The sequence below is a fragment of the Embleya sp. NPDC059213 genome (assembly GCF_042754445.1).
Taxonomy (GTDB): Bacteria; Actinomycetota; Actinomycetes; order Streptomycetales; family Streptomycetaceae; genus Embleya.
Map to the genome: position 1 here is coordinate 1 of NZ_JBHZAV010000086.1, position 25542 is coordinate 25542.

The 25542-nt window shown below is 72.1% G+C and carries 20 protein-coding genes, 2 tRNA genes and 2 pseudogenes; 15 read left to right on the forward strand and 9 right to left on the reverse strand.

All coding sequences use genetic code 11. From position 1 onward, the window contains the following. Positions 1–136 precede the first annotated feature (136 nt). The 4 genes and pseudogenes from ACFXMF_RS27865 to ACFXMF_RS27880 all read left to right on the forward strand — a co-directional run. A complete protein-coding gene (locus tag ACFXMF_RS27865) occupies positions 137–706 on the forward strand; it encodes an NUDIX domain-containing protein (protein WP_360310599.1) in 570 nt (189 codons plus the stop codon). Positions 707–851: 145 nt separating this feature from the next. Further along, positions 852–1178: a DUF2469 domain-containing protein gene (locus ACFXMF_RS27870; protein ID WP_020553228.1), complete on the forward strand. Its 327-nt coding sequence runs from the start codon at positions 852–854 to the stop codon at positions 1176–1178. A gap of 126 nt (positions 1179–1304) precedes the next feature. Continuing rightward, positions 1305–1748 (forward strand): YraN family protein, encoded by a 444-nt coding sequence (locus tag ACFXMF_RS27875; RefSeq protein ID WP_379989603.1) that lies wholly within the window; start codon positions 1305–1307, stop codon positions 1746–1748. Positions 1749–1750: 2 nt separating this feature from the next. Beyond that, positions 1751–2728, forward strand: a pseudogene (locus tag ACFXMF_RS27880) (ATP-binding protein); the annotation flags it as partial. 49 nt (positions 2729–2777) lie between these two features. Here ACFXMF_RS27880 and ACFXMF_RS27885 read toward each other — a convergent pair. From ACFXMF_RS27885 to ACFXMF_RS27900, 4 genes are read right to left on the reverse strand one after another with little or no spacing between them, the layout of a single operon-like run. Then, the gene (locus ACFXMF_RS27885) at positions 2778–3209 is read right to left on the reverse strand and encodes a hypothetical protein (RefSeq protein ID WP_379989604.1); all 432 of its coding nucleotides are present in this window, start codon (positions 3207–3209) and stop codon (positions 2778–2780) included. Further along, positions 3206–5356, reverse strand: a complete 2151-nt coding sequence (locus tag ACFXMF_RS27890) for a hypothetical protein (protein ID WP_379989605.1) — start codon at positions 5354–5356, stop codon at positions 3206–3208. The genes ACFXMF_RS27885 and ACFXMF_RS27890 overlap by 4 nt, the downstream gene beginning before the upstream one ends. Next, entirely contained in the window at positions 5353–7161 is a 1809-nt protein-coding gene (locus ACFXMF_RS27895) for a hypothetical protein (RefSeq protein WP_379989606.1), read from the reverse strand. The genes ACFXMF_RS27890 and ACFXMF_RS27895 overlap by 4 nt, the downstream gene beginning before the upstream one ends. Beyond that, a complete protein-coding gene (locus ACFXMF_RS27900; RefSeq protein ID WP_379989607.1) occupies positions 7158–8621 on the reverse strand; it encodes a tyrosine-type recombinase/integrase in 1464 nt (487 codons plus the stop codon). The genes ACFXMF_RS27895 and ACFXMF_RS27900 overlap by 4 nt, the downstream gene beginning before the upstream one ends. Positions 8622–8656: 35 nt before the next feature. On the opposite strand from ACFXMF_RS27900, the pseudogene ACFXMF_RS27905 reads away from it, so the two are divergent. From ACFXMF_RS27905 to ACFXMF_RS27935, 7 genes and pseudogenes are all read left to right on the forward strand, one after another. After that, positions 8657–9304, forward strand: a pseudogene (locus ACFXMF_RS27905) (ATP-binding protein); the annotation flags it as partial. Further along, on the forward strand, positions 9301–10473 hold the full coding sequence (gene dprA / locus ACFXMF_RS27910) for a DNA-processing protein DprA (protein WP_360310595.1): 1173 nt from the start codon (positions 9301–9303) through the stop codon (positions 10471–10473). The pseudogene ACFXMF_RS27905 and the gene dprA, both read left to right, overlap by 4 nt. Positions 10474–11245: 772 nt before the next feature. Further along, positions 11246–12094: an RNA polymerase sigma factor WhiG gene (gene whiG, locus ACFXMF_RS27915; RefSeq protein ID WP_360310593.1), complete on the forward strand. Its 849-nt coding sequence runs from the start codon at positions 11246–11248 to the stop codon at positions 12092–12094. Positions 12095–12160: 66 nt separating this feature from the next. Beyond that, complete coding sequence (locus tag ACFXMF_RS27920; RefSeq protein WP_360310591.1) at positions 12161–13468, forward strand: deoxyguanosinetriphosphate triphosphohydrolase; 1308 nt, start codon at positions 12161–12163, stop codon at positions 13466–13468. 52 nt (positions 13469–13520) lie between these two features. After that, positions 13521–15455 carry a DNA primase gene (gene dnaG, locus ACFXMF_RS27925; protein ID WP_379989608.1) on the forward strand — a complete coding sequence of 645 codons (1935 nt, stop codon included), beginning with the start codon at positions 13521–13523 and terminating at the stop codon, positions 15453–15455. Between the two features lie 139 nt (positions 15456–15594). After that, positions 15595–16722 carry a sigma-70 family RNA polymerase sigma factor gene (locus ACFXMF_RS27930; RefSeq protein WP_360310587.1) on the forward strand — a complete coding sequence of 376 codons (1128 nt, stop codon included), beginning with the start codon at positions 15595–15597 and terminating at the stop codon, positions 16720–16722. 61 nt (positions 16723–16783) lie between these two features. Beyond that, positions 16784–18256, forward strand: a complete 1473-nt coding sequence (locus ACFXMF_RS27935) for an FGGY family carbohydrate kinase (RefSeq protein ID WP_379989609.1) — start codon at positions 16784–16786, stop codon at positions 18254–18256. Positions 18257–18404: 148 nt separating this feature from the next. Here ACFXMF_RS27935 and ACFXMF_RS27940 read toward each other — a convergent pair whose 3' ends face one another. Then, complete coding sequence (locus tag ACFXMF_RS27940; protein ID WP_360310583.1) at positions 18405–18704, reverse strand: YtxH domain-containing protein; 300 nt, start codon at positions 18702–18704, stop codon at positions 18405–18407. 162 nt (positions 18705–18866) lie between these two features. Here ACFXMF_RS27940 and ACFXMF_RS27945 point away from each other — a divergent pair. After that, positions 18867–18942: transfer RNA gene (locus ACFXMF_RS27945), tRNA-Asn, on the forward strand. Positions 18943–19000: 58 nt separating this feature from the next. Here ACFXMF_RS27945 and ACFXMF_RS27950 read toward each other — a convergent pair. Continuing rightward, entirely contained in the window at positions 19001–19537 is a 537-nt protein-coding gene (locus ACFXMF_RS27950; RefSeq protein ID WP_360310581.1) for a nuclear transport factor 2 family protein, read from the reverse strand. A gap of 107 nt (positions 19538–19644) precedes the next feature. Between ACFXMF_RS27950 and ACFXMF_RS27955 the strand changes: the two genes are divergently transcribed. Beyond that, positions 19645–20619, forward strand: coding sequence for an LLM class flavin-dependent oxidoreductase (locus ACFXMF_RS27955; RefSeq protein ID WP_360310579.1), 975 nt, complete (start codon positions 19645–19647; stop codon positions 20617–20619). Between the two features lie 38 nt (positions 20620–20657). Here the strand turns inward: ACFXMF_RS27955 and ACFXMF_RS27960 are convergent, their stop codons facing one another. Then, a complete protein-coding gene (locus ACFXMF_RS27960; RefSeq protein WP_379989610.1) occupies positions 20658–21602 on the reverse strand; it encodes an NADP-dependent oxidoreductase in 945 nt (314 codons plus the stop codon). Between the two features lie 256 nt (positions 21603–21858). Between ACFXMF_RS27960 and ACFXMF_RS27965 the strand changes: the two genes are divergently transcribed. Then, a tRNA-Ile gene (locus tag ACFXMF_RS27965) sits at positions 21859–21932 on the forward strand. A gap of 166 nt (positions 21933–22098) precedes the next feature. Here the strand turns inward: ACFXMF_RS27965 and ACFXMF_RS27970 are convergent. Beyond that, positions 22099–23082: an SGNH/GDSL hydrolase family protein gene (locus tag ACFXMF_RS27970; protein ID WP_360310575.1), complete on the reverse strand. Its 984-nt coding sequence runs from the start codon at positions 23080–23082 to the stop codon at positions 22099–22101. Between the two features lie 328 nt (positions 23083–23410). On the opposite strand from ACFXMF_RS27970, the gene ACFXMF_RS27975 reads away from it, so the two are divergent. Continuing rightward, positions 23411–23905 (forward strand): DUF3145 domain-containing protein, encoded by a 495-nt coding sequence (locus ACFXMF_RS27975; RefSeq protein ID WP_026218798.1) that lies wholly within the window; start codon positions 23411–23413, stop codon positions 23903–23905. Positions 23906–24068: 163 nt separating this feature from the next. Here ACFXMF_RS27975 and ACFXMF_RS27980 read toward each other — a convergent pair whose 3' ends face one another. Next, positions 24069–25514, reverse strand: coding sequence for a carboxyl transferase domain-containing protein (locus ACFXMF_RS27980; RefSeq protein WP_360310755.1), 1446 nt, complete (start codon positions 25512–25514; stop codon positions 24069–24071). Positions 25515–25542 lie beyond the last annotated feature (28 nt).

Consider the following 25542-nt stretch of genomic DNA (forward strand, 5'->3'; position numbering starts at 1 on the left):
CGCGCGGGGGGGCCCCCCCCCCCCCCCCCCGGCGCCCGCCCGCGGGCCGCCCCGGGGGCGCCGCGCCCGGGCGGGGCCGGCCGGGCCCCCTCGCCCGGGCCCCCCCGGCCGGGCGCGTTCGGGGCACAATCCGTGGATGACGACTCAACCCGTGTCATGGCCCGGAGACGTGCCGGAGCCCGTTCCGGACTACCCCACCGACCTTGTTCCCGACCTGGAACGCCGCGCCGTGCGTGTGGTGCTGCTCGATCCGGACGATCGGGTGTTGCTGTTTCGCACCCGGGTCGACGAATCCGACCCGTCGCAGTGGTACGACCTGCCGGGCGGCGGCATCGATCCCGGGGAGACCTACGTGGACGCGGCGGTCCGGGAGATTCGGGAGGAGACCGGCCTGCGGATCGCCCCCGCCGACGTGGGCCCGCCCACCTGGCGGCGGAGTGTGACCTGGGCGCGCCCGGGGCATCGGCGGGTGCAACACGAGTTCGTGGTGCTGGTCCGGATCGCCGAGCGGGCGCCCGCGGTCGGCGAGGACCGGTCGCAGTGGACGGCCGAGGAGCTGGCCGAGTACCAGGAGGCGGTGTGGTGGTCGCCGGCCGAGATCAAGGCCGCCCCCGTGCGGTTCTACCCCGGGCGGCTGCCCGAGCTGCTTGCGGCGTTCCTGGCCGGCGAGCTGATCGACGAGCCGTTCGAGTGGTGGAACGACTGAGCGGCGGCGGGCCGCCCGGGATCCGGCCGGCCGATCCGGGCCGCAGGTGGGCTCCCGGACCGTTGTGCCATGGTGCGCCGGTGGTCGCGAGGGTCGCCGGTACACAATGGGAGACGTCAGCGAAGCGCAGGAGCGAGGGGCGCGCATGAGTGCGGAAGATCTCGAAAAGTACGAGACCGAGATGGAGCTGCAGCTCTACCGCGAGTACCGCGACGTCGTCGGTCTCTTCAAGTACGTCATCGAGACGGAAAGGCGCTTCTACCTCACCAACCAGTACGAGCTGCACGTGAGGTCGGCCGACGGGGAGGTCTTCTTCGAGTTGTCCATGGCGGACGCGTGGGTGTGGGACATGTATCGACCCGCGCGATTCGTGAAGAATGTCCGAGTCCTCACCTTCAAGGACGTCAACGTCGAGGAACTGACCAAGAGCGAATTCGAGATGCCCTCGGGCAACGAGGGATTCGGCGGCTGAGCGGACCCGGCGCGGGTCACCACCCGCAAGGGCGGCGTCCACAACGACCGAGTCGTCCACAGCCGGTCGGGCCCGCGCTCACGACCACCTCCGGCCCCGGCACTGTCGGTGCCGGAGGTGGTCGTCGTGCGAATCGGTGCGGGTGGCGGCGAAGACCGGGGCAGCGGCCCCGCGAGTGCACGGGAGGGGGCCGGCCCGGCCCGGCAGTCCCGGAACACCGCTGTGGGGCGGTACGGCGAACGGGTCGCGGCCCGGTATCTGATCGAGATCGGGATGGCCGTCCTGGATCGCAACTGGCGATGTCGCGACGGTGAGATCGACATCGTCGCCCGGGAGGGGCCCACGCTCGTGGTGTGCGAGGTCAAGACCCGGCGGGCGGGCGGCTTCGAGCATCCGCTGGAGGCGGTCGGCGCGGTCAAGGCACAGCGGCTGCGGGTGCTCGCGCAGCGCTGGTCGCTGGCCCACCCGGCGGTCGGCCCGCCGGGGGGCGAGGTGCGGATCGATCTGGTCGCCGTGGTCCCGGCCGCGCGCGGGGCGGCCCGGGTCGAGCATGTGCGGGGGGTGTGCTGACCATGGGCTTCGCACGGACCCGCTCGGTGACCCTGCTGGGCGTCGACGGCGTGGTGGTCGAGGTGCAGGCCGACCTGGAGCCCGGGGTGACCACGTTCACTCTGGTGGGATTGCCGGACAAGACCCTCGTGGAGTCCAAGGAGCGAGTGCGCGCCGCGCTGGTCAACAGCGGCGAGGAGTGGCCGCAGCGACGGCTCACGGTGGGCCTGTCGCCCGCGACCGTGCCCAAGACCGGGTCGGGGTTCGATCTGCCGATCGCGGCCGCCGTGCTGGCCGCGGCGGGCGTGCTCGACCCCCGGGTGATCGAGGACCTGGTGATGATCGGCGAACTGGGCCTGGACGGGCGGCTGCGACCGGTGCGCGGGGTGCTGCCGGCGGTGATGGCCGCCGCCGCGGCGGGCTGCGCGCGGGTCGTGGTGCCCGCCGTGGTGGCCGGCGAGGCCGAGCTGGTGCCCGGGATCACCGTGTGCGGGGTGACCTCGCTGCGTCACCTGCTCGCGCTGCTGCGCGGCGAACCGGTGCCGGTGCCGGAACGCGCGGTGGCCGACATCGGCCTGGGCCCGGACCCACTGGCCGTGGTCGGCACCCTGGCCGCGGGCCCGACGCCGGCTGGCGCGGAGCCGGCCGACCTGGCGGATGTCGCCGGACAGGACCGGGCCCGGCGGGCGCTGGAGGTGTGCGCGGCGGGCGGCCACCACCTGTTCCTGCTCGGCAGCCCCGGAGCGGGCAAGACGATGCTGGCCGAACGGCTGCCCGGGATCCTGCCCGCGCTCGACGGGCCGTCCTCGCTGGAGGTCAGCGCGGTGCACTCGATCGCCGGCACGCTGCGCCCGGACCTGCCGCTGGTGACCACGCCGCCGTTCTGCGCGCCGCACCACAGCGCCACGATGCCCGCGATCGTGGGCGGCGGCAACGGCCTGCCCCGCCCGGGCGCGGTCTCCCTGGCGCATCGGGGCGTGTTGTTTCTGGACGAGATGCCCGTTAAGTGAACTGTCAAGGTGTCGCAGTTGCTCGGCTGTCGCAGTTTGATCAGCGCTTGGGGAGACGCATCACGTTGCCTTCGCGGGGGTTGATGTGCGCGCGAAGTCGCTGGTTCTCGGCCGCGAGTTCTGCGTTGGCCAAGGTCAGCACCTGTATGTGGTCCGCGTAGATCTTGTTCGTCTCTTCGAGGTCCTGGATCGTCTCGGCCTGTCTGCGTCCGGTCTCCTTGCTCTCGTGCTTGAGTCGGGCGAGCTTGGTCCGCAGTTGCAGGACCTCGGGTTGGTTGTCGGTGCTGTTGGCCAGCGCTGCCTTGAAGCGGTCCTTGAACTCCTGGGGTGATCGATAGAACGAGTCGCGGCCGACGCCTGCCTCTCGGCAGAGGTTGGCGACGTTGACGGCCCCGTCGGTGACGGTGGGCTGCCCGGCCAGGAGCCGGCTCAGGGCCTGGTCCAAGCGGGCCTGGGTGGTTGCGCGGGTCACTGCGAGGGCTCCGGTGCGTCTTCGAGGTCGTGGATGAGTTGGTCGAGTTCGCCGATGAACTCGGTGATCACCAGGTCTTGGAGTTTGGGCACCGGTCCGGCCTCGCCGCATCTGCCGTGGAGTTCCAGGGCCTGATCGCGAGCGGTGATCAGGCGGGGCAGGTGGACGCTTGAGCGTCGTGCGTTGGGGCACTTCAGGCACATGTTGTGCTGGGGGACCGGGCGGCCGACGATCTTCGCTCGTTTGACGCAGACTGCGGTGGCCGCCCGAAAGAAGCAGTCGTTCAGCACTCCGGGGTGCAGGGTCTTGGCCAGGTGGCCGAGCATTGTCCGAAGGCGGCGGTCGTCGGCGACCGCGCCGGCCAGGTCGCCGAGCTCGCGCCTGATGCGTTCGAACTCGGCGTTGATGCGTCCGGCGGCTCCGCCGCCGGACGGCTTGTCGGCGTCCCAGTCCCGGTAGAGTTCTTCGATGTAGTCGAGCATGGCGACGGCTTCCTCGGCCGCGACTTCGGCGGCGAAACCCGAGTCCGAAGTGCCCGCATATCCTTCGAACATGGCTATTTTGGCGTGCTTGTATTGCCGGGCGCCGGCCACGACGCCGAAGGGCTGATGGGCGATATGCCAGGCCAGACTGCGACGGAATTGCCGAGTGGTGAACTTCCACGAGCGGTCGCCGTCCAGGGGAACGAACGGGCCCTGCGAAGTGCCGAACAGCTCGTTGACGTGGTCGCGGAACGCATTCAGGAGTGTCGGCAGATTGTCGAGCAGGGTCTGGTGCCCCAGGAACGAGCGGTAACCGAACAGGTGGGTCGGGTCGTCGTCGATCTGCCGCAGGATCCGGACGGCGTCGTGGACGATCTCCAGGACGACCCACTCGGCCTCGTCCCCGGCCAGCTGGCGTCCCTTGAAGACACGGCCCCGGAGTTTGAACCGGGTGCGGCCGTCCTGGCCCTCCTCGGTGAACGCGCAGTCGCGGGCGAGTTCGCGTACTTCGACGTCGCGCATTCCCGAGAGGTATGCGATCGCCAGCCAGCAGGCGACCCTCAGCATCGTGATCTCCACCTCGAGGAGCGAGCTGTTCAGCCGCGACCGCCAGGGCCGGCCCGTCTCGGGCCAGGGCGCCATCGGTGCGTCCAGGCCGCCTTCCTCGTAACCGAGTTCCGCGGCGGCGTCCAGCAGCATCTGCTTGCGGTGCCAGCAGGTGCCGACGTCGGCCATGGCGAAGATCATCAGGAAGTTCGGCGCCTGGACGACTCCGTCGACGATGCGGGCGCCGGGGGCTCGGTAGGAGAGTCGTTTCGGCAGGGCGGGGATCCCGCGGCCTTCGGCCCTGCGGCGTTCGACGAACGCGCGGAGTCGGGCCGTGGCCTCGCCGCTGGCCAGCCGCGGCCGGGTGGCGGCGGCGAGTCGGGCGAGTTCCGTCTTCGCGGCCAGGATGTCCGCGCCGGCCGTGGAGATGTAGAAGACGGCGGCCTTGAGCGTCGCCGCGAGGGTCGGTTCGGGGATGCGCGGGGTGGCGTTCTCCTCGTCGTCGCCGATGTGCTTGACCAGGTGCAGGGCCGGGCGGCCGGGCCAGGGGTCGAAGGACAGTTTGTCGGCGGTGACGAAACGCCGGTGGGCGCCCATGTGTTGGAGCGTGCTGATCCGGGTGCTCACGGTTCTGGGGGCGAGGACCTCCTTGCGTCGACCGGGGGTGTGGGGTCCGCCGGGGATCGTGCCGGGGTTGACCGTGGCCAGCCAGGCCTTCAGCACCGTGTCGAGGTCGTCCTGTGTGGCGTCCGCCAGGCGTGTCACCCCCAGCTCGGCCAGGGCGTCGACGATCAGCATGTAGCGGGAGAATTCGTTGCCCACCCAGGTCAGCTTCATGGGCCGGCCGGTGTCGGAGGACCGCCGGCGGGTCGGGATGACCCGGGTGATGCGCGAGTGGAAGTACTCCTTGGCGCCGAGGGCGGCCATCGGATCGCTCAGGCGGTGGAATCGCAGGCGGGCGGTCGTGACGGTTCGCGGGACGAACGGGGTGAAATCCCACAGGTCGTCGCCGAAGCGCGGTCCGCGACCGGTCGCGGTGGTGGTCACCACCTCGGGCAGCACCCAGCATTCCGGCGTCGGTGGTGTCGATGTCGCGTGACGTCGGGCCGTGTCGGTCATGCGATCCCCTTCCAGAATTCCATGGGCAGCAGGAGCTTGGCCTCGCCGCCCTCGGCGATGGCCTGGGCGGTCAGCAGTTGATCGCGGCCGAAGCGGTTGCGGATGCCGTGGACGACGCGTTCCCAGGCCAGCCCGTAGCGGACCTTCCACTCGGCTTCGGGCAGTTCGTCGCGTTGGCGTTCGATGAAGTCCAGGAAGGTCAGCACCTGGGGCAGGTGGCGGGCCGTGAAGATCGCGTTCGGGCACTCCAGGCAGCCCCAGAGGGCGACTGGGCAGGGTTTGCCCTTGCTGCCGAACGGCGAGTCGTGGAAGTCGCGGCAGGACGCGAGGAAGACGTCGCTGGCCCCGCTGAGGGCTGCGTGTACTTGTTCGGGTGTGGGGTCGGGGCCGTCCTCGTCCAGCCGGGTGCCGTCCTCGTCCAGGACGGTCGGCGGGGGCAGAGCCACTTCCAGGGCCTGTTCCAGGGCGTTCTCGATGGCCTGGTCGTGGATCGCGTCGTGGGCGGCGATGTCGGCGTAATGGGCCGCCGCCGTTTCGGGTGTGTGGCCCTGGGCGAAGTCGGCCAGGACGCCGGCGGCCTTGAGGTAGTGCTGGGACTTGAAGCTCTTGCGGAGCCTGCGCAGGTCGAGGCGGACCGGCCGGCCGTCGCGGTCGGTGAGCCTGTCCAGGCCGTGTCGGGTCATCCAGTCGTGGTGGTGGAAGTTCAGGGCGCCGAGGTCGCGGTAGGTCTCCTGGGTGCCGGACTGGCCGTGGCAGATCCAGAGGGCGTCGCTGCCGATGCGGCGTCGTGCTCGATCGGTCACCCGCAGGGCCAACCGCAGCAGCCCTCCGGGGAGGTTGATCGTCCCGCCGTCGCTCACCCGCATCTGCTTGGCCTCGTGTCCCTTGCTGCGGCGCTTGCGGTAGCGGATGCTGACGAATCCGCGGGCCGGGCTGACCAGGCAGTCGGCCTTCAGCCGTTTCGCGGCCTCCGGCTCCATCCCGGTCAGGCAGATCAGGGCGACCACGAACGGCAGGACGTCGTGGATCGCCGGGTCCAGGCGCCGGTTGACCGCCCGGATGCCGCCGAGGCGGGTCAACGGGCTGGGGTGGTCCCGGAGGTCCGCGGTCGTCAGCGGCCCGCGGTTGGCCACCCACCAAAGCGCGTTCTCCAACCGTCCCCAGCCGCCGGTGCGGGGGTCCTCGCCGGTGCCCGCGAGCCGTTCGCCCTCGGTGATGCGGCGGTGGATCTCGCGGACGTCCGCCAGGGCCGCCTCCTTGATCGCGTCGAACACCGAGGGCGGATAGGCGTCGAGCGGCCGATACCCGCTGAAGGCCGAGCGGGCCGCGAAGCCGATGCGGACCACGAGGTCGTCGTCGAAGTCGCCCGGTGCGGCCTCGTGCGCCTTGCGCAGGATCCGGACCAGGTAGCCGATCAGGACCTGGGCCCGGGCCTGCGACATGTCCGGCCGCAGGACCAGAGCCTGCTCGAAGGCGTCGATGTGCTCCGCCTCCACGTCCTCGGGCCCCAGATCGGCCAGGCCCTGTTCGGCGGCGGCGATGAACGCGACGAACTGCCGAACCGCGGGCAGGGTCTGGTCGAAGGAGCCCACCGTGGTGATCGCGCCGTCCTCGCCGTGGCTCCGCAGGCCCTTGCCCATCGCCCGGACCAGCCGCGGATGGGGAAGATCGGACAGATCCACCCCTCGTTCGCCGTCGACGAAGGCCATGGTGAACACCACCGGCCCGACGGCCGGCACCGGCACCGGCTCGGCCGGGACGTCCTCGACTGCGGGCAGGCGGGCCCGGCGGCCGCGGCGGCTCACGACGCGTCCTCCAGCCGGACCCGGGAGAGCGCTTCGCTCTCGTCGTCCCACTCGCGCAGCGCGGCCAGGACGATCTCCTGGGCCTCGTCCAGGACGTCGAGATAGATGAAGACCGTCTCCCGGTTCCGATGCCCGAGCAGCATCTGCAGCCGCCGGAGCGGATCACCGATCAGCACCCGCTTGACCTGCTCGCTCATCAGCGTCTCGCCGGGCTGGCGGCGCATCGCCCGCACCGTCTGCCGCAACAAAAGCCCGAGCATATGGACCGAGAAAGTGTGCCGCAGGGCATGCGGATGAGCCCTCACGTCCAGGCCGAAGCGGGCGCATCGCTCGTTCGCCGCGCGGAAGACCGCCTGCCATGCCGACCGCGTCAGCGGTGTCCCGTCCTCCCCCAACCACAACCACAACGGCGCCCCGGGCGTGGACCCGCCCACGTGCCCCAGCGAGCGCCGTTCCTCGATGTCCAACCGCGAATAGGGCCTGGACTTCCCGTCGGCCAGGACCAGAGCGTGCCGCCCGGCCGACCGCACCCCCAAACCGGACCGTGACCCGTAGGCACCGGCGGCGGCCTTGCGTCGTACGAGTTCGTCCCGCTCGATCTCGACGTAGTGGTGAAGACCGCGCAACACGCGCCGCGAGGCGTAGACCGTCCGGGCCCGACGGCGCTTGGTGATGCTCGACGGCAGATGCACCGCCCCGGTCCGCCGGCCGTCCACCACCGCCGGCAGCTCGGTGACCAACAGGCTGCTGCCCTCCATCAGCCGCACCCCGGTGCCGACCAGCAAGTCCGCGAAGACGGAGTTGCGTTCCCCGTGCCGGCCCCGCCAGGACGGATCCGGCCGGCCCGAGGGCAACAGGCCGCGCAGCCCGACGTCCCGCCAGAGCAGGTAGTCCTCGAACGGCAGGAACTCCACCGCCCCGGACTCCTCGTCGACCTCCCGCAACGCGTTCGTGCGTACCACCGCGAGTCCGCGCGGCGTCCGGACGGTCTTCTCCACCAAGCGGAACGGCTCCGCGCTCAGCAGCCGCTCGTAGAGCGCCCAGGCGACCCACTTGTCGAGAGCGGCGAGGAAGCGATTCCAGGTCGACGCCGCGATCTCGTAGCCGGGCGTCCGCCGGCGGGCGCGTCGATAGGCCAACAAGTCCTGCTGGTCGGCTTCCCAGATCGTCCGGCCGCCGCGGTGCTCGTGCAGGAACCGGCAGAACAGCATCAGATCCCGGGCGTACGCCTCGACGCTGGCCATCGACCGGACACCCCAGTCGCCCAACTCACGCAGGAAGCGGTTCAGTTGCAGATCGTAGGTGCCGTCGGGCCCGAGCAGGAACGGTAGGCCGTCCCGTACGTCCGCCCGCTCGAGCACCGCGGTGGGATTCCCCTCGAGGCCGGGTATCTCTGCGGCCCGCTCCATCGAGGTCTTGAACATGTACACGTGCTGTTCCTCTTCATCTGTCGCACTCATCGGTGCTGGTGGGGCAACTGCGACAGTAGTGAAGGCTGAACATAAGTCCGGAGTTCTCCGGGCGGGTGCTCGACGCGCTGCGGCAGCCGTTGGAGTCGGGCACGGTCACCGTCGCCCGCAGTGGGGGGATGTTGTGTTTCCCGGCCCGGTTCCTGCTGGTGATGGCGGCCAACCCGTGTCCGTGCGGGCGGTTCTCCGGGCGCGGCCTGGACTGCACCTGCTCGGTGCTGATGCGGCACAAGTACCTCTCCCGGCTGTCCGGGCCGCTGATGGACCGGATCGATGTGCGGGTCACCGTGGACGCCGTCTCCCGGGCCGAGTTGTTCGCGCCCGAGGGGTCGGGGGAGCGGTCCGCGGTGGTGGCCGCACGGGTGCTGGCGGCCCGGGAGCGGGCGGCGCGGCGACTGGCCGGGACCGGGTGGGCGGTCAACGCCGAGGTGCCCGGGCGCGAGCTGCGGACCCGCTGGAGCGTCGAGCCGGACGCGCTGGATCGGGCGGCCCGGGACATGGAGCGTGGGCTGCTCACCGCCCGGGGCCTGGATCGGGTGTTGCGGGTCGCCTGGACCGTCGCCGACCTGCGCGGGCGCGAGCGGCCCGGGCGGGCCGATCTGGACACCGCGCTGGAGCTGCGGACCGGGATCGTCCGGGGCGACTCGGCGGGCGACGGCGAGCCCGCGTCGTGAGGGCGCCGGATCCGCTGCCCTGGGCCGAGCCGGACCCGCCGGCTCGGGATGCCGCGGCGGAACGGTCGGCCCGGGCCGCGCTGACCCGGCTGGTGGAGCCGGGCGACGAGGCGTTCGGCCGCGCGGTGCGGGTCCACGGCGCCGCCCGGTTGTTGGCCGACCTGCGGGCGGGCCGCGCGTTGCCGGTCGAGTTGGCCCGGCGGGATCCGGCCGGCTACCGGGTCCGACTGGGCGGGCACGACGACCCGGAGCACGACCTGGCGCGGATCGCCGGGCTCGGTGGCGACTTCGTGGTCCCCGGCGACCCGGGCTGGCCCACCCAGCTCGACGACCTGGGGGACACCCGGCCACTGGGCCTGTGGGTGCGCGGCGCGGCCACGCTGCGGCTCGCCGCGTTGCGCTCGGTGGCGGTCGTGGGCGCGCGGGCCTGCACCGACTACGGCGCGCACGTGGCCGCGACGCTGGCCGCCGACCTGGCCGAGGCGGGCTGGACGGTGGTCTCGGGCGGCGCCTACGGGGTGGACGCCGCCGCACATCGCGGCGCGCTCGTGGTGGCCGGCCCCACCGTCGCGGTGCTCGCGTGCGGGATCGACGTGCACTATCCACGCGGACACGAGCGGCTGCTCACCCGGATCGCCGAGGAGGGCACCGTGGTCACCGAGCTGCCGCCGGGGGCGCACCCCACCCGATACCGCTTCGTCGAGCGCAATCGGGTGATCGCGGCGCTGACCCGGGGCACGGTGGTGGTCGAGGCGGCGCTGCGCAGTGGGGCGCTGATCAGCGCGCGTCGGGCGGCGCGGCTGGGCCGCCAGGTGATGGGGGTGCCGGGGCCGGTCGGCTCGCCGAGTTCGGCCGGGGTGCACGCGTTGTTGCGCGAGCCGGGTTCGGTGCTGGTCACCCGGGCGGCCGAGGTGATCGAGCAGGTGGGGCTGATCGGTGACGACCTCGCGCCGGTGTTGTCCGGTCCCCTCCGGCCGGGCGACGATCCGGCGCCGATCACGCGCCGGATCCTGGAGGCGGTGCCGACCCGCGGTGCCGCGTCCACGGCGCGGATCGCCCGCGAGGCCGGCCTGGCGCCCGCCGCCACCCGCCGCCATCTGGATGTGCTGGTCGCCCGCGAACTGGTCGATCGCACCTCGAAGGGGTGGCGTCGCCGTGGCGGTGCTTGACCTGGGGCGGCAGTGATCATCACCGTGAGGGGAGGCCCAATCGAGGAGGTGCCATACCCCGTGACCGACGAGAGCGTGGCCGAGGCCGCGGCCGAGGAAGAAGAGGCCGCGGCAGAGGCAAGGGACACCGGCCGCCCCGATCGGATCGCCCCGCCGCCGACCGCGCCCGCCCGACCGACGGGCGGGGCCCGGCTCCACCACCGCGGCGGGCGCCCGCGCGCTCGGGACGGCGTCGACCCCGCTCCCCTCGAACGCGCGTGCCCGGGTGGCGTCGCCGCGACGTTCGACGACACGCCCGTACCGGCCGGTGACCTCGTGGCCGCGTCGACCCCCGTGCCCGCATCCGACGCGGCGGGTACACCCGTCCGGGTCGGTGCGACCGCCGTACCCGGGCGCGCCACGGCGCGGACGCCGAGCCCGGTCGCGCACGCGCGCACGCCGCCCCGCCCCGGCCCGCCCGCGGGCACCCCCGATCGGTGGATCGGCGCCGGTGGGCGGCCCCGCGCGGGCCGGACCCGGGGCGCCGCCCGCCATCGGGCCCAACCCTCGTCCCGACCACCGCGACCGGCACCCCCGACCCGCGCGGAAACCACCTTCGCGCCGCCGCCTGGATCCGTCGGGCGCGATCCGGGCGATCCGGGTCACCGCGCCGCGATCCGGCCGAATTGTGCCCGACGGGATATTCGTAGCGCTCGGGAGTCGTCAGGTCACGCTACGCTCGCGAGAACTCAGATCTGCACGCACGTCTCCGTGGAACGACACAAGGCCACGCATGCCCAAGCAAATCCCAGGGCGTAAGAGCGCCACCGCGTCCGCGTCCCAGGACGGACCGGCCGTCACCGTCGAGGACGGTGGCGCTTCCAACCGTGCGCTGGAGAACCTCTGGAGCGACTTCAAGCGCTCGGGGGATCCCACCCTGCGGGAACGCCTCATCCTGAATTACTCGCCGCTCGTGAAGTACGTCGCCGGGCGCGTCGGCGTCGGCCTTCCGGCCAACGTGGACCAGGCCGACTTCGTCTCGTACGGGATGTTCGGCCTGATCGACGCGATCGAGAAGTTCGACCTCGACCGCGCGATCAAGTTCGAGACGTACGCGATCAGCCGCATCCGGGGCGCCATCATCGACGAACTGCGCGCGCTGGACTGGATCCCGCGATCTGTGCGGCAGAAGGCCCGCGCGGTCGAACTGGCCTACGCGGGCCTGGAGGCCAAGCTCAACCGCACGCCCTCGGAGGTCGAGGTCGCGCACGAGATGGGCATCGCGCTGGAGGACCTGCACGCGATCTTCAGCCAGCTCTCGCTGATCAACGTGATGGCCCTGGACGAACTCCTGCACACCGGCCAGGACGGCGGCGACCGGCTCAGCCTGGTGGACACGCTGGAGGACACCACCGCCGACGACCCGGTCGAGGTGGCCGAGAGCCGAGAGATGCGACACCTGCTCGCCCGCGCGGTCAACGCGCTGCCCGAACGGGAGAAGACCGTCGTGACGCTCTACTACTTCGAGGGCCTGACCCTGTCCCAGATCGGCCAGGTGCTCGGGGTGACCGAGAGCCGCACCTGCCAGATCCACACCAAGGCGGTGCTCCAACTGCGCGGCAAATTGTCCGACGCGCGGTGAAGGGTTCCCGCGTTGTTCGCGGCCCGGCCTTCGTCGAATGTCGGTACGACTCCTTAATGTGGACAAGTGGACAGCAAATCGGCAGGCACGACGGCAGCCCCCGCCACCCGGTCCGGGGCAACGGATCGATCCGGGCCGGGCCCCTACCAAGCCGCGGACCTCGCCCGGTGGGTCACCGAACCCAACAAGCGACCCGGTCGCACCGCGTTCGAGCGCGACCGGGCCCGGGTACTGCACTCGGCCGCGCTGCGTCGCCTCGCGGGCAAGACCCAGGTGGTGGTCCCCGGCGAGACCGCCGCCGCGGGTCAGGACAGCCCGCGGACCCGGTTGACCCACTCGCTCGAATGCGCCCAGATCGGTCGTGAGCTGGGCCAGGCGCTGGGCTGTGATCCGGACCTGGTGGAGACCGCGTGCCTGGCGCACGACCTCGGCCACCCGCCGTTCGGCCACAACGGCGAGCGCGCCCTGGACGAGGCGGCCAAGAGTTGCGGCGGCTTCGAGGGCAACGCGCAGAGCCTGCGCCTGCTCACCCGGCTCGAACCCAAGACGTTCGCCCCGGACGGCCGCAGCGTGGGCCTGAACCTGACCCGCGCCGGGCTGGACGCGGTGCTCAAATACCCGTGGTCGCGCCGCCCCGACACGCACTCCTACGGGGCCTACGAGGACGACCTGGCCGTGTTCGAGTGGGTGCGCGCCGGCGCCGACCCCAGCCGCCGCTGCCTGGAGGCCCAGGTGATGGACTGGTCCGACGACGTCGCCTATTCGGTGCACGACCTGGAGGACGCGGTGCAGTCGCACCGGCTCGACCTGGTCCGACTGCGCGACGCCGGCGAACGGCGCGAACTGCTCGACCTGACCGTGCGCCGCTACCGCCCCGACTGCGCGGCCGACGAACTCGGCGAGGCCCTGGACCGACTGCTCGCGCTCGACTTCTGGCCGGTGGGCTACGACGGCTCGCGTCGTGCCCAGGCCCGGCTCAAGAACGCCACCAGCGGCCTGATCGGCCGCTTCTGCCTGGCCGCCGAACACGCCACCCGCGAGCTGTACGGCACCGACCCGGTCACCCGCTACGCCGCCGACCTGATCGTCCCGCGCGACATCCGGCTCGAATGCGCCGTGCTCAAGGCGGTCACCGCGCGCTACGTGATGGCCCGCGAGGGCGCCGAGCGGCTGCGCGAGCGCCAACGCGCGGTGATCACCGAACTGGTCGAACTGCTCGTGGCCGGCGGTCCCGAGGTGCTGGACGCGTCGTTGCGCGCGGACTGGGCCGACGCCGCCGACGACGCGGCCCGGCTGCGGGTGGTCGTCGACCAGGTGGCCTCGCTCACCGACCGCGCCGCGATCACCCTGCACGCCGCGCTGAGCTCGCGGTGAGCCGCCCGGTCGCCGCCGACGTCCACCGCGCGGACCCGTAGACTCGACGATCGTGGCCGGCCGTATCCGTGAGGAAGACGTCAGGCGGGTCCGCGAGACGGCACGCATCGCGGAGATCGCCGAACAACACCTGCAACTGCGCAACGCGGGCGGAGGAAACTTCAAGGGGCTGTGCCCCTTCCACGACGAGAAGTCCCCGTCCTTCCAGGTCAGCCCGGCGAAGAACCTCTGGTACTGCTTCGGCTGCGGCGAGGGCGGCGACGTTCTCGACTTCGTCATGCGCCTGGACCACACCACGTTCTCCGAGACCGTGGAGCGGCTGGCCCAGCAGTACGGCATCGAACTGCGCTACGAGGAGGGCGGCTACACGCCGGGCCGCCAACAGGGCCGGCGCACCCGCCTGGTCGAGGCGCACAAGATCGCCGCCCGCTGGTTCGCCGATCAACTCGGCACTCCGGAGGCGCAGACCGCCCGGCAATTCCTCGCCGACCGAGGCTTCGAGCAGGACGCCGCCGAACGCTTCGCGCTCGGCTACGCGCCCAAGGGCTGGGAAAACCTGGTGCGCTTCCTGCGCGGCAAGGGCTTCACCCCGCAGGAGATGCTGGAGGGCGGCCTGGCCAGCGAGGGCCGCAACGGGCCGATGGACCGCTTCCGGGGCCGGTTGATCTGGCCCATCCGCGACATCACCGGCGACGTGATCGGCTTCGGCGCGCGCAAGCTCTACGACGACGACAACGGTCCCAAGTACCTGAACACCCCCGAGACGCCGATCTACAAGAAGTCCCAGGTGCTCTACGGCCTGGACCTGGCCAAGAAGGAGATCGCCAAGTCCGGCCGGGCGGTCATCGTCGAGGGCTACACCGACGTGATGGCCTGCCACCTCGCCGGCGCGGGTACCGCGATCGCCACGTGCGGCACCTCCTTCGGCGACGAACACATCAAGGTGCTGCGCCGACTGCTGATGGACTCCGGCGAGTTCCGCGGCGAGGTGATCTTCACCTTCGACGGCGACGCGGCGGGCCAAAAGGCCGCGCTGCGGGCGTTCGAGGAGGACCAGAAGTTCGTCACCCGCACCTTCGTCGCGGTCGAGCCGCGCGGCCTGGACCCGTGCGACCTGCGCCTGGCGCACGGCGACGAGGCCGTGCTCGGCCTGATCGACGCGCGCGTCCCGCTCTTCGAGTTCGCCATCAAGTCCCGGATCGAGGGCCACGACCTGTCCACCGCCGAGGGCCGGGTGGCCGCCCTGGACGCCGCCGCACCGGTCATCGCGGGCATCAAGGACCAGGCCCTGCGGCACACCTACGCGGTCCGGCTCGACTCGATGCTCGGCTTCCTGGACGAACGGTTCGTGGTCGCCCGGGTCGCCCAGGTCAACCGCTGGCAGCGCGAGCGCGCCGCACGCGGCGAGCGGGGCGCCCAGCCCGGTCAGGCCCCCACGCAGCCCGGCCGGCAACCGCAGGCCGCAGCGCGACCGGGCGGCTTCCGGCCGGACCCGCGCGACATGTGCCAGGCCGTGCAACGCGAGGTGCTCAAGCTGGCGTTGCAGGCCCCGGTGTTGGTCGCACCGGCGTTCGACCACTACGAGGCCGACGAGTTCACCGCGCCGGCGTACGCGGCCGTGCGCGCGGCGATCGCCGTCGCCGGCGGCGTGTGCTGCGAACTCGCACAGACCCCGAACTGGGTCGCCGAGGTGCGCACCGCCGCCCCCGACGACACCGTGCGGCACATGGTCACCGAACTCGCCGTGGAGAGCCCGCGCATCACCGCCGACCCGGACCGGGCCTACGCCGACGGCAACCTGGTCCGGCTGCGGGTGTTCTCCGCCGAACGCCGGATCGCCGACGCCAAGTCCCGCCTGCTGCGCATCGACCCGGTCCGCGACGCGGACGAATACGCGCTGGTCTGGCAGGAGTTGACCACCCTGGAGACGTACAAACGCGCCCTGGTCGACCGAGGCGCCGAGGCGCTGTACGCCCCCGGCGGCTGACCCCCGGGGCGTCTGCCCGGGCAAAACCGCCCCCACCCGGCCGGTGGGCCGCGTCGATCGGCCGGATCGCCCCCGTGCCGGCGAGATTTCCGCGCCCAACCCTCGGCGGCAAGCCCCCTCGTACAGCAGACTGGGGAAGGTGCATCGGCACACCAGAGGGGGGAAAACGCCCGGCGGCGACCCCACCCACACGGATCGGACGGATGAGCCTGAACCGGGCCCGGCCACCGTCCTCACGGAGCACGCCACCCCAGGAACCGCGCCACCCGAACCACCCGCGCCGGCCGCGGCCGAAGACGTCGAGCGACCGGCCGCCGACGGCGAACCCGAGAGCGCCCCGCAGCCCGCGGAATCCGGCGCCTCGTCCGCCGACCTGCTGCGCCAATACCTGCGCGAGATCGGCCGGGTGCCCCTGCTGAGCGCCGCGGACGAGGTCGACCTGGCCCGTCGGGTCGAGGCCGGCCTGTTCGCCGGCGAACGCCTGCTCGCCGACCCGCCCACCGACCCCGCCGCCCGCGACGCGCTGAGCACCCTGGTGCACGACGGCGAGCGGGCCAAGCGCCGGCTGATCGAGGCCAACCTGCGCCTGGTGGTCTCGATCGCCAAGCGCTACGTCGGGCGCGGCCTGGGCCTGCTCGACCTGGTCCAGGAGGGCAACCTGGGCCTGATCCGGGCGGTGGAGAAGTTCGACTACACCCGCGGCTACAAGTTCTCCACCTACGCGACCTGGTGGATCCGCCAGGCGATGAGCCGGGCGCTGGCCGACCAGGCGCGCACCATCCGGGTCCCGGTGCACGTGGTCGAACTGATCAACCGGGTGATCCGGGTGCAGCGCCGACTGCTCCAGGAACGCGGCGAGGAACCCACCGCCGAGGACGTCGGCAGGGTGCTCGACCTGACCGCCGCGCGGGTCACCGAGATCCTGCGGCTGGCCCAGGAACCGGTGTCCCTGCACACCCCCGTCGGCGAGGACGAGGTGCTGTTGGGCGACATCGTCGAGGACACCGACGCGACCTCCCCGGCCGAGGCCGCCGCCGCCCTGATGTTGCGCGAACACCTGGAGGCGTTGTTGTCCACGCTGGGGGACCGCGAGCGTCAGGTGGTGCAACTGCGTTACGGCCTCGCCGACGGCGAACCGCACACCCTGGAGGAGATCGGCCGGGTCTTCGGGGTGACCCGCGAGCGCATACGCCAGATCGAGTCGCGCACCCTGTCCCGACTGCGCGAGCGGTCCTATTCCGAGCAACTCCGGGGCTATCTCGACTGATCCCCGACCGTTGTGCCCGGGAGTCGGGTCGCGCTCGGTCGGCTGCTGTCAGAATCTGCCCATGCCGACAAGCCCGACACCCACCCTCGTCGCCGGAGTGCACTGCTCGGCGCGCCAGTTGCGCATCCTCGTCTGCGACGCCGAGACCGGTACGCCACTGCGCCAGGGGCGCGCCGCGTACGCCGAGGGCGCCGCGACCACGCCCGGGGCATGGCTGCGGGCCTTCGGCGAGGCCGCGGCGGGCGGTCTCCTCGACGACGTGGCCGCGATCGCGGTGGCCGCGCAGAACCACGGCGCGGTCCCGCTGGACGCACAGGGGGTGATCCTGGGCCATCCCCTGCCCGCGGACGACCCCGGCGCCTCCGGAGCCGCCGCGGACCTCGTGGACGGGCTCGGCGGGCCGGCCGCGTGGACCGCCGCGACCGGGTCGGTGCCGCGCTCGTCGTCGGCGATCGCCCAACTGCGCCGCTTCGCCCGCTTCGAACCGGAGGCGGTGGGCCGGATAGCCTCCGTGCTGCTGCCGCACGACTGGGTCACCTGGCAGTTGCTCGGCTGCCCGCCCGACCCGGTCACCGACCGCGCGGACGCCTCCACCACCGGCTACTACGCCACCACGGGAGAGTGGCGGGAGGATCTGCTGCACCTGGCCATCGGTCGGGTGCCGCGCACACCGATCGTGCTGCCGCCGGGCGGCGCCGCCGGGCGCACCCCGGAGGGGGTGCTGGTCTCGGCCGGGACGGGCGCCGAGGCGGCACTGGCGCTCGGGGCGGGGCCGGCCGACGGCGACGTGGTGGTCGCGATCGGCACCATCGGCACCGCGTTCGCGTCGCACCCGGTGTCGTTGGCCGACCCCACCGGCGTGGTCGCCTCCTACGCCGACGCCACCGGACGCCACCTGTCGCTGACCCGCACCCTCAACGCGGCCCGGGTGTTGCGCGGTACCGCGTCGATGCTGGGGCTGGACGCCGAGGCGTTCGACCGGGCGGCGCTGGAGTGCACACCCGGCGCCTGCGGACTGGTCCTGCTGCCCTACCTCGACGGCGAGCAGATCCCCGACCTGCCGCACGCGGCGGGCACGCTCACCGGACTGCGCCCGGAGAGCATGACCCCGCAGGCGCTCGCCCGGGCCTCGGTGGAGGGCATGTTGTGCGGCATCTCGGATTCGCTGGACGTGCTGCGCGACCGGGACGTGGCGGTGGAGCGGGTGATCCTGGTCGGCCCCGGGGCCCGCTCGGCCGCGGTGTCCACGATCGCGCCGGCCCTGCTCGGCATGCCCACCGCGGTGCCCGCGGCGGCGCTCGCCGGACGCTACGTGGCCCAGGGCGCGGCCCGACAGGCCGCGTGGGCGCTGTTCGGGGCGCTGCCGGCGTGGGCCTCGGGAGTGGGCACCTTCGTGGAGCCCGACGAGGAGGAACTCGCGTTCGGCGATGCGGTCCGAGCGCAGTATCGCGAGGTGCGCGACCGGCTGCATCCGGGCGCGGTACCGCCGCCGTGCGAGGGCGCGGAACTGGGCGGGCGCCACCGCCGGGGGTGATCGGGCAGGCGAAGGCCGCCAGGCGATTCCGCTGCCCGGCCCCACCGGCTCACCCGGGCTCACCCGGCCGATGCCGTCGACCGGCGCACCGCTCGATTCCCGCAGGCCGCCGGGACAGCGGCGACCCCACCACCGTCCCGGCGAGCCTCTACAGGCCCTGTCCGTAGCGCGCGGATGTCACCGAGGTGCCGTTCGTGCCCTGCCGGACGAAGCGGTCCGGCAGGTGTCGTCCCACCCGCTCGGGCAGGTGCTCGCCGATCGCCCGACCGGCCTTGGCGCCCGCCTCGCGGCCGAGTCCGGCCGCCGCGTGTCCGGCCTTGCGGGCGGGCGGGCTGGCCGCCACCGTGCCGGACAACTTCCGGATCTGCTCGTACCGCTCGCGCCCCGCCTTGGTCCCCAGTACGTAGCCGACGGCGAGGCCGGTGACGAAGGTGAGCTTGTTGATCATGATGTCCTCCGCGGTCGTGTGTCCCGCCCGTGCACGTCAGCGCCTACCCGGGCGCGGTGCGTAGGCAACCTGTGAGGTCCTACCGGAAAAACCCTGGTGCGGGCCACCCCCGGGAATGCGCTAATGTATTCCACGCAGCGACCGCCCAACGGTCCGACGCAATCCCGCATAGCTCAATTGGCAGAGCAGCCGGCTGTTAACCGGCAGGTTATTGGTTCGAGTCCAATTGCGGGAGCCACCGAAGCGCCCGCCGGATCCATCCGGCGGGCGCTCGTGCGTTGCGGACCGGCCCCGACTCACTCGCTCCCGGTGCGCGCCCAGAACTCCCGCCACGACGCCCACGCCTGCGGCAGTTGGGCGTCGGTGATCATCGGGTTGTTCGGGAAGTGGAACCGGTCGGGCACCGACAGCGGGTGCTCCAGGACGTCCGCCGCGTAGAACACCCGGGGCTTGCGGCTGCGGAAGTACCAGCGCCCGTCCCGCCGTTCGTAGCGGTCCTGGTACTGCATCGGCATCACCACCCACAACTCGCCCACCTCGTGTTCGGGGCGGCAGTAGACCACGCCGGTGGCGTGATCCTCGTCCACCAGGTCGATCACGTGGTTGCCGATCAGGTGGAAGGTGATCCCGTACGGACGCAGCACCGGGTCGAACCACCGGGCCAGCGCGTCCCGCCCGACTCCGCCGTCACCGGTGCGCACGTCGTCCACGAACAGCGCGGCCAGCGCCGGCACATCCCGACTGTCCAGCGCGAGCGCGTAGCGGGCCGCGAGTTGGCGGATCTGCTCGTGCGCCTCCAGGCGATCGAGCCGGGCGGTGATCGGGTCGGACATGCTGCCTCCGTAAGCTGACGGTCAGTCAGATATCACCGTGTCAGATGGCCGGCCGAGGCGCTGCCCCGGGTCAGCCGATCCCGGCACCCACCCATGGGGAGCGTCGCATGGTCAACGTCGGCATCTACCTGGACCTGCGCAATCCGGTCGAGTGGCGGCAGGACTGGTCCCGGCTGTACGCCTTCACCCTGGAGCTGTGCGAGGAGGCGGACCGCCTCGGGGTGCACTCGATCTGGACCACCGAGCACCACGGCTTCGAGGACGGCTACCTCAGCCAGCCGCTCACCCTGGCCGCCGCGATCGCCGCCCGCACCCGGCGGGCCCGGATCGGCACCGGCGTCACCATCGCGCCGCTGCGCCACCCGGCGCACCTGGCCGAGGAGGCCGCGATCGTGGACCTGATCGGCGGCGGCCGGTTGGAACTGGGCATCGGCACCGGATACCGGCAGCCCGAATACGACCTCTTCGACCGGACCGAACTGCTCCGGACCCGGTTCGCGGCAACCGACGCGAGCGCCCGCGAGATCCGCCGACTGTGGGAGAGCGGGACCATCACACCCGCGCCGGTCCAGCGCCGACCGCGGATCTGGCTGGGCTACCAGGGCCCGCAGGGCGCGCGTCGGGCCGGGCTGCTCGGCGAATCGCTGCTCACCGCGAACCCGGCGATGGCCGCGCCCTACCTGGACGGCCTGCGCGAGGCGGGCCACGACGTGGCGGACGCGCGGATGGCCGGACTGCTGAACGGCTGGATCACCGAGGACCCCGAACGGGACTGGCCGGTGGTCTCCCGGCATCTCGCGCACCAGTGGGACGGCTATCACCGGTACGCGGTCGAGGGCACCGACGCCGCGCCGCCGCGCCCGATCGATCCGAACCGGTGGCGGGCCCGCGGCCTGTCCGCCGCACCCGGCCACTTCCTGCACGCGACGCCCGAGGACGCGGCGCGCGAGATCCGGGCCTACGTGGCCGATACGCCGATCGAGACGGTGTGGTTCTTCGCGTCGCTGAGCGGCATGGGCGAGGAACTGGTCCGCACCCATGTGACCACGCTGTGCTCGCGGTTGGCGCCGCTGTTGGCCTGACCGGCGGCCCGGCCGACACCGCCGGACGGGCCCGGTGACTACGGCAGGATCACCGTCTTGCCCCGGGCGCCGCCCAGGCGGCTGCGGGCGATCGCGCTCGGGGCGTCGGACAGCGGCAGGCGCGCCTCGATCGGCACGGTGATCCGGCGCGCGCGCAACTCGTCGGCCAGCCGGTCGTACAACCGGGCCGTGGACTTCTGGTTGTGGTTGATCGCCTCGATCCCCCGGCGGCCCAGTTCGTCCGGGTCGGCCACGAACTGGGTGCTCAGGGCCACCCCGCCGTCCCGGATCAGCCGGGCGTACGCGGCGAAGTCGGCCGCACCGGAGACCAGGTCGACCAGCGCGTCCACGCCGTCGGGGTGGTCCGAGCGCACCTTGTCCACCACGATCCCATCGGCCGCGTCGTAGGTCTCGGCGGCGCCGAGCGCACCCATCCCGGCCGCGCCGACGCCCCGGGTGACCGCGAGCACCCGCACGTCGCGGGCCGCCGCGAGCTGGGTCACGAAGGTGCCCACGCCGCCGGCCGCGCCGACCAGGAGGACGGTCTGCCCGGCCAGGACGCCCCCCGCCTCCAGCAGGCCCAGCGCGGTGCCGGCGGCGGTGGGCAACGCCGCGGCCCGGGCCGGATCCAGGTCGGCGGCCGAGGCCACCAGCCCCTCCGAGGGCACGGTCAGGAATTCGGCGTACGCGCCCACCGCACCGACCGGCGCGCGCAGCACCGAGCCGAACACCCGGTCGCCGACCGAGAATCGGGTCGTGTCCGCACCGAGGTCGACCACCGTGCCGGCGAAGTCCGACCCGAGCACGAGCGGGAACGTGTGTTCCATCGACCCGCCGAGCATGCCGTCCGCGACCTTCCAGTCGAACGGGTTGACCGCCGCGGCGGCGACCTCGACGAGCAACTCACCCCTGCCGGGTGTCGGCTTCGCCAGATCGACGACCTTCGGGTCGCCTCCGAACTCGTTCACGGCGACGGCGCGCATGGTGGTTCTCCTCGCACAGGTGACGGATCACGGGATCACCCGAGTGACCGCAGCCGGCGGGTCGTAAACGAGTGGCGCCGAGCGGGTGTGCGAACCCCTGGATCGGCCCATCCACGGGGGTGTGGCGCGCGCCGGCCCCGACGGCGGGATGCGAACACTTTCGGGCAGGATGAGACCACGCTCGCGAGGATCCCCCCGGGCGATGGTCGTGCCTGACCGGTTATGCTGCCTCAGGTTGTCCGGCAGCGGACGGCGAGGGGCGGTAGCTCAGCTGGTTAGAGCAGGGGACTCATAATCCTCTGGCCGTGGGTTCGAGTCCCACCCGCCCCACCCATTCAGGTCGGCGTCTCGTGTGTGCTCCCGCGTGGTATGTCTCGGTAGGCTGCTTTCGTCACCAGACTTCGTCGCTCTGTGTCGCCGAGCGACTCTTTTCCGTAGTCGAGTCAGAGCTTAGCGGGCCGGTGAGTGATTCCGGGAGGGAAATCACTCGGATGGGCTATCCCCAGGTATATCCCTGGCGGGACGTCACCTCCGCGAGCGTGCGCTGACCGGCCACGCTGGGGTGGAACCAGTCCCAGTGGCTGACGTCGTTCTTGCCGAACCGCTGGGTGTTCACCACGCCGCCGTCGTAGCGGCAGTTGGACCAGGTCGAACACACCTCGCGCAACTTCGCGTTGTAGGCGGTCACCCGATCGCGCACCCGCTGTCGGCGATCCAGCGCGTCGGGCTTGGCCGAGCGCGGGTCCTCCAGCATCGACTGGCACACGTTCGCCAGCGACCACACCGTGCGGGCCACCAGTTCGTCGTGGCCCGTCTCCCACATCCGCCCCAGATCGGGCACGCTGACCACGAGCACGCGCGCATGCGGCAGCCCCTCGCGCAACACCGACAGCGCGTCACGGAACTGGCTCTCGAATGTGCCCGGCGAGGTCATCTCGGCCTCGGTGCGGCGGCACGCGTCGTTGGCGCCCATCAGGATCGTCACGTATTCGGCCCGCTCCCGGACCGCCTCGCGGGCCTGACCCGCCAGATCCGACATCCGGGCGCCGGTCGCGGCGTTGTTGAACACCGCGTCCGCGGGCAACTGCAACCGCTTGGCGTGACTGTTCACATCGGCCGAGGTGCCGGTGGCCCACGACTTGTCCGGGCAGTCCTGCAGCGGGTCGCACGAGTCGAAACCGCGCGTGATCGAGTCGCCCAGGGCGGCCATCGAGCGCGGCCGGGGCGGCACGGTCGCGGTCGCCGGCGGGTCCGGTGTCGGGACCAGCGCCTTCCCGTTGGGCTGTTCGGTCGCACTCGGGTTGCCGGGCTTCCCGGTTTGCTCGCCGGTTCGGCTCCCGCTCGGCTTGCCCGCGTGGTCGGCGTCGACCGCCGCCGGCGCGGCACTCCTGCCCCCGTCCGAGTCGTTGCACGAGGACAGTGTCAATACCGCCGCGACCATCGCCGCGGTTGCCGTCCCTACTCGCCGTTTCCCACCCACGTCGCCCCCTCTGACCCCTAGCATCGACACGACGATGTCCATCGACGGCACGTCACTCCTTCGTGTGAAGGCCGACACTGCCGGGAGTGGCATTGTCGACGGCCGGGCACGTTGAGTGCAGTGGCTCACCATTCCGAGACGGTGAGTAACGAATTGTTCCTCCGCATCGGACAATTGCCCACATGTGATTACGGACAGCAACTGGTGCCTGTGGTACATCCGTGGTCTGTGGGGCACAATGGAAGACCGGGATTCGAACAGGCAGTCCGAGACAAGGGTTGAGGCCGCTGGGGAAGGCGAACCTCGTCCTTGAAGCCTGGAGGTCCCGGTGACGACACGTGGAGTTCTTTACGTGCACTCCGCGCCGCGTGCGCTGTGCCCGCACGTCGAGTGGGCGGCAGCGGGCGTTCTTGGCGTGCGCGTGAGTCTTGACTGGGTCCGCCAGCCGGTGGCGCCCGGAATGTTGCGGGCCGAACTGTCCTGGCAGGGCGCGCCCGGTACTGCGTCGCGCCTTGCCTCGGCGCTGCGCGGGTGGCACCTGCTGCGCTTCGAGGCCACCGAGGAGCCCTCGGCCAACGCGGAGGGGGAGCGCTACAGCAACACCCCCGACCTCGGTATCTTCCACGCGGTCACGGGGGCGCACGGCGACATCCTGATCCCCGAGGATCGGCTGCGCGCGGTGCTCGGTCGCGCGGCGCGCGGCGAGGTCGACCTGCGTTCCGAGGTCGAGAAGCTGCTCGGCAAGCCGTGGGACGACGAGTTGGAGCCCTTCCGCTACGCGGGGGAGGGCACGCCGGTGCGTTGGTTGCATCAGGTGGTCTGAGCCCGGCCGGCGGGTCGGCGGTGATGGCCGGAGCGGCCGTGGAAAAGACATACGTATAGACATACCGACGAGGCGGGCCCTTCCGAATCATTCGGAAGGGCCCCTCGTGTCTCCGCCTTGGGGCCTATTCGGGGCCGCCGAGGTACTGGTGCCGAGCCCGGTTCTACAGTGGGATGTTGCCGTGTGCGCCGCGGGCCGGCGGGGCGGCGGCGATCGCCTTCGCGATCGCGATCCGGCTCTCGTCCGGGTCGATCACCTCGTCCACGACGCCGATTTCGATCGCTCGGTCCAGACCGCCCGCGACCTTCTCGTGCTCGGCCGCCAGCTCCAGCTCGACCTGCGGCCTCAGCTCGTCCGGGACCTCGGCGAGCCGGCGCCGGTGCAGGATGCGCACGGCGGCGACCGCGCCCATCACCGCGACCTCGGCGGTCGGCCAAGCCAACACCCGAGTCGCGCCCAGCGAGCGTGAGTTCATCGCGATGTACGCGCCGCCGTACGCCTTGCGGGTGACCATCGTCACTCGCGGCACCACACACTCGCCGAACGCGTGCAGCAACTTCGCGCCGCGGCGCACCACGCCGTCCCACTCCTGGCCCACGCCGGGCAGGTAGCCGGGCACGTCCACGACCACCACGAGCGGCACCCCGAACGCGTCGCACATGCGGACGAAGCGGGAAGCCTTCTCGGCCGACGCCGAGTCCAGGCAACCGCCCAGCCGCAACGGGTTGTTCGCGACCAGGCCGACGGTGCGTCCGCCGAGCCGGCCGAGCGTGGTGACGATGTTCGGCGCCCACTTGGGGTGCAGTTCCCGACCGGGCTCGTCCAGCAGGCCGTCGACGACCGGGTGCACGTCGTAGGCGCGTTTGGCCGACTCGGGCAGCAGGGCGCCCAGTTCGCGGCGGTCCAGCGCGCCCGGGTCGATCTCGCCCTGGTTGGCCAGCAGGTCGGCCAGGCCGCGGGCCCGGTCGATCGCGTCCTGCTCGGACTCGGCGACCACGTGCACGACCCCGCTGCGCCGGCCGTGCGGCTCGGGGCCGCCCAGGCGCAGCGCGTCGACGTCCTCGCCGGTGACCGAGCGGACCACGTCCGGGCCGGTGACGAAGATCCGACCCTCCGGGGCCAGGATCACGATGTCGGTCAGCGCGGGCCCGTAGGCCGCGCCGCCGGCGGCAGCGCCGAGTACGACCGAGATCTGCGGGATCCGGCCCGAGGCCATGGTCATCGCGTGGAAGATCCGGCCCACCGCGTGCAGACTGGCCACCCCCTCCTGGAGGCGGGCGCCCCCGGAGTGGAACAGCGCGATGATCGGTGCCTGTTCGGCCATGGCGCGCTCGTACGCCTCGACCACGATGGCGCAGCCCGCCTCGCCCATCGCGCCGCCCTGGACGGTGGGGTCCGACGCGTAGGCGACCACTCGGGCGCCGTTGATGGTGCCGACGCAGGCGAGCGTGCCGGAGGTGGTCTCGTAGGCCGAGATCTCCTCGTACGATCCCGGGTCGACCAGCTTGCGCAGCCGCAGCCTCGGGTTGCGCGGGTCCTCGTCGCGGTGCGGACGGGTGGGCCCGGCGGCGGGCGCGGACGCGGTCTCGGTGCCGGGTCGGTTGTCCATCACGGTCACGGCTGTCTGGTCCGTCCTG